Source organism: Psychrobium sp. 1_MG-2023 (assembly GCF_030689115.1).
Classification (GTDB): Bacteria; Pseudomonadota; Gammaproteobacteria; order Enterobacterales; family Psychrobiaceae; genus Psychrobium.
In genome coordinates, this window is the sequence record NZ_JAUYVJ010000062.1 from 1 (window position 1) to 4046 (window position 4046).

General features: G+C 37.2%; 5 protein-coding genes. All 5 read left to right on the plus strand.

Features of this window, described 5'->3' with window-relative positions; all coding sequences use genetic code 11:
- Positions 1 to 730 precede the first annotated feature (730 nt).
- The 5 genes from Q8W26_RS17680 to Q8W26_RS17700 all read left to right on the plus strand — a co-directional run bounded on the left by Q8W26_RS17680 (position 731) and on the right by Q8W26_RS17700 (position 3972).
- Entirely contained in the window at positions 731 to 1189 is a 459-nt protein-coding gene (locus Q8W26_RS17680) for a hypothetical protein (RefSeq protein WP_305473872.1), read from the plus strand.
- A gap of 111 nt (positions 1190 to 1300) precedes the next feature.
- Positions 1301 to 2086, plus strand: coding sequence for a hypothetical protein (locus tag Q8W26_RS17685; RefSeq protein ID WP_101214455.1), 786 nt, complete (start codon positions 1301 to 1303; stop codon positions 2084 to 2086).
- Positions 2065 to 2556 carry a hypothetical protein gene (locus Q8W26_RS17690; protein WP_305473873.1) on the plus strand — a complete coding sequence of 164 codons (492 nt, stop codon included), beginning with the start codon at positions 2065 to 2067 and terminating at the stop codon, positions 2554 to 2556. The genes Q8W26_RS17685 and Q8W26_RS17690 overlap by 22 nt, the downstream gene beginning before the upstream one ends.
- A 138-nt stretch (positions 2557 to 2694) precedes the next feature.
- On the plus strand, positions 2695 to 3480 hold the full coding sequence (locus Q8W26_RS17695; RefSeq protein ID WP_101214457.1) for a hypothetical protein: 786 nt from the start codon (positions 2695 to 2697) through the stop codon (positions 3478 to 3480).
- A gap of 207 nt (positions 3481 to 3687) precedes the next feature.
- Positions 3688 to 3972: a hypothetical protein gene (locus tag Q8W26_RS17700; RefSeq protein ID WP_101214458.1), complete on the plus strand. Its 285-nt coding sequence runs from the start codon at positions 3688 to 3690 to the stop codon at positions 3970 to 3972.
- The last annotated feature ends 74 nt before the right edge of the window (positions 3973 to 4046 follow it).

Consider the following 4046-nt stretch of genomic DNA (forward strand, 5'->3'; position numbering starts at 1 on the left):
TTTTGTTGTCATACTCACCTCGATTAATAATAGTATTATTCTAAATCGAAGTGTCCAGTGTTATTAGACCAGAATAGTAATAGGCTTTGCTCTAAATTATACGAAACAGTTAGAGCTTCAAAATTTAATAGAAAACAAAGATTACTCAGTTGTTGAAGGGTGTATTCAAGAGTACAAAATAGATGTACCCAAACAAGGAACAAAAGTAGAATCTTTTATGGTAAGAAATATCTATTTTGAATTTAGCAACCATGATTCTGATTTATATTTTAACGGTAAAGACCACGTAGATAATTATTTAACAAATGGTCAGTGCGTCTCTATCAGTTATATAAAGACAAAAGTTGCAAATAGGATTGTCAAAATATCCAGTTAACAAGAGCATAAAAAATGACGTCAAACGCTTGGCTGACGCTCATTTTTCGCTAATTTTAGCCAAGCATTATCCGCATTTTATGCGGGCGTTAGGTATCTAAGGAGGGATTTTGGAATCTACATTTAGAGTTAAAGATAATCATGCTTTTGTCGTTAGAGAAAACGATATAAAAAAATATGGGATAAACTAGAGAGTTTTGATAAATCTGTCACTGCGATAGTCGAGTTTAGTGACTCGATTGAGCGTAAGGTTGATAGTTGTGAAGCTCTAATACAATTTGAAAACTCTAAGAAAAGACAAATTAAAAGAATTGAACTAACTGCAATTTGCAAAGAAAGAATAAATATTACTCGCGTGGAGTTAGAAAATGATGATTATAGAACTATTTCTATAGCGTCCTCTGGAGATGACGATACTGTAACTAAAGTCGGTGACCAAATACCCGAAATAATTGATGGTTTAAAACCTTGGTATTCAGTAATTACTCGTATAGATTTATATTGGGTATGCTTAACAATTTTTGGTCTAATTGCATTCTTTGTCTTGCTTATGGTTCCAGAATCAGAGAGTAAAGATCCACTGTCTTTTGAAGAAGCCCTACGAGCACTCTTAATTATGGCAGGATTAGTGTTTGGAGTTTTCTTTGCATACAAATATGTAAATGCCTTCAAGAAAGCTATATTTCCGATTGGGTGCTTTGCGCTAGGGCAAGGTAAAGAGCGATACGAAGTGCAGGAAAAAATTAGGTGGGGTGTTGTGGTTGCTCTCATTATTTCTTTATTAAGTTCAACAGTTTATGGGTTGTTAACATGAATATACCTAACAAGTTGCTTAAACGGAATAAAAACAGTGGGCCATCGCTTCGCGATTATAGCCAACCATTTTTATCCGCTTAGCAAGGCGTTATGAATCAAGGACGAAATTATGTACATCTTTGAAATAATAAAACCCGGTACATGGTTAGACTATGAAGATCGTGATTGGTCGTGGGAAATCGAAGGTATTTTACGTAGTTTGGAAAGTCAGTTTTATGAGGCTAACCTTGCGCTAAACATGTTTCTACATTCCATACAGAGAGATCGTAATTCTCATTCACAAGAAAAGTGGGAAGCGGAATCCAACCGCCGCTCTGAGATTCGACGTGAAGTTGAGGCGAAGTATGACAATCCTCACAATCACGAGTTTTGGGATGAAATTCAGTTAGAAACTGAAATAAGATTTAAAAGAGAGCAGTGGCAGTCGGGAAAACTCCCTAGGGAGTTTGAGCATAACCAAGCATTTATGCATGCTCGCGCATTCCTGTATGCACTCGATTCTTTTGATAAATTTCTAAATGTCTTAAAAAAGCAATCAAATGTTCCCCCTGTGCTAGAAGATCTTCATGCGAGGTTTGGTGACTCATTTCCTCATTTACGTGGAGTCAGAAATAGTTCACAGCACATGGAAGATCGTTCGAGAGGTCTTGGGGCAGGAAGAAACCCGCAGCCGCTCGAGCTGAAACCTATAGATAATGGTTTTATAAAAGCTGAAGGTGGCGCGCTTGTCTTAAGTAGCCTAAATGGAACTAAATATGGCAATACCATGGCAGACGGACACTATGGTGAAGTGGATGTATCTCCACCATCAATGGAAGCGTTACACTCCATATTCCAAGATATCATAAATGCGTTCGAATGGAAGGGGTCAAAATGTCACCTACCGAGCAATTAATTCATAACAAAAAGCTCAAAGGCGACGCCAAAAAACGGCGCACTTTAGCTTGGCGTTATATGCCAAGAGGACTTATGCATAGCACTCTAAATCAATGGCTCAGGGAACTTGAAATAGAGCCCCAAATTGTCCACTCGACTGATATCAACGAGGAGGCAAATTCGAACATGGTTACTTTTGGTACAAACGAGAGTTTGCTTCAAGATTGGGGAAAAGACTCCATCAAAGCTTTTGTACTCGAATGTGCAGAACTGTACAACTTAAAGAACACGGTTGCTCCCATGACCTTTTACTCATGGTACGATGAAATGGCTGGTCAAATTCGAATCTCTGCCGTGAGCGCGTGCCATGGAAAGCTTCCGTTTAGATGCAACGTTAACCAAGTTGGGCTTGGTGCTTTCATCGAAAGCTTTTACACTCAGAGTTCTATAGAACCATATACGCTTAACGTTTGGCTGAAAGGCATATAACAAGCCCATGAAGTCACGATTCGCAACCGCTGTCACATTGGTTGCAAAGACAAAAGGCGCAACAAATGCGCCAGCACTGCTCACGGCTTATGGGGGCGTTATATGCCTAAATTAAGCTCCCATTTCTTATGAGGTTTTATGGAAACGAATGATAAAAAAAGGACTATTAGCTTAGCTGATACAACATTGCTTATTACAAAAGCAGGTGGACGCTGTAGCTACAATCATGAACATGAGTATTGCAATAAAATCCTTTCAGATGGGCGAGTAAACTTAGGGGAAAGAGCACATATAGTTGGTGTTAGTGGTCCAAGGGCAAATGTACCTTTTAATGGTAATAAAAATGGCTATGATAATTTGATATGGCTTTGTAGAGATCATCATAAGATAATTGATCACCCTACAAACCTTGAAAAGTATACTGTTAATACTCTTCAAGAAATGAAGAGCCGACATGAAAATAAAATCATTACTGGTCGCTACCCATATTATGGGACACCTCAGTCATTACATGACTTTAGTGTTTTAAGTTGCTTATTTGAATTTATAAACATTCACACTTTATACTCTTGCGCAGCTTCTTATCCAGTTATACACCTAGATTTTTTTGATGTCAGTGATATGTGCTATCACTTTAGAAATGATAATCCGGGGGATCTCCCTTTAAGAGATCCTATTTTAAAAAGAGCATTTTTAAATTTTGAACGAACGCATGAAAGACTTTCAATTCATTTAAATCCAAATCGTACCGTTAAAGAAGATAAAATAAATTTTTGGTATGAATGGGCATACTCTCGTATTGGCGAGAATTTAGTTTTCAATTATTTAGCATCAGTTGAACGCTTAATAAGTCTAATTGAGCAACGTTTTCCTCAAATACTACATCAAGAAGTTTATGAACCATTTCCGGATTCCGGCATATAACAAGGCATTTAAACGGAACAAAAACAGTGGGTTACGTTTCGCTTCGCTTCGCTACACATTTTAACCCACTATTTTTGTCCGCTTAATGCGGCGTTATATGCTTTTCAGATTAATCTAATTTGGCAAATAATCACTTTATTGCAGACAAGCGTATTTGTATGGGTATCATTGTTTATTCCTCTTAACTTTTAATTTATAGGAATATTTATGACATCTTTAACGGCGATATATTTATCAGGCTTAATTGGTAGTAATTTTGGAGCTATTGCTTTGTTACTTACACCTAATAATGAACTGTTGCTCAAGCATAGCCAAGCTGTGTTATTGGCATCTATTTTTGGTTGTTTTTTATCTTCAGTGTTTTATGCTTCTACCTCAAGCTTTGACATTGGGTTAGAGGTGGTAATAGGTTTTGGTGCGTTTTGTTTTATGGCAATTTATCGCTACTTAAAGAAACCAGAAAAACTACTAAAGTTAAGGCCACGCATATAACAAGAGACTATGGCGTCAATAGTTAATTTCATACTTTTGGCGCTTCCCACATCACTCCATCTCTTAGCATTGAA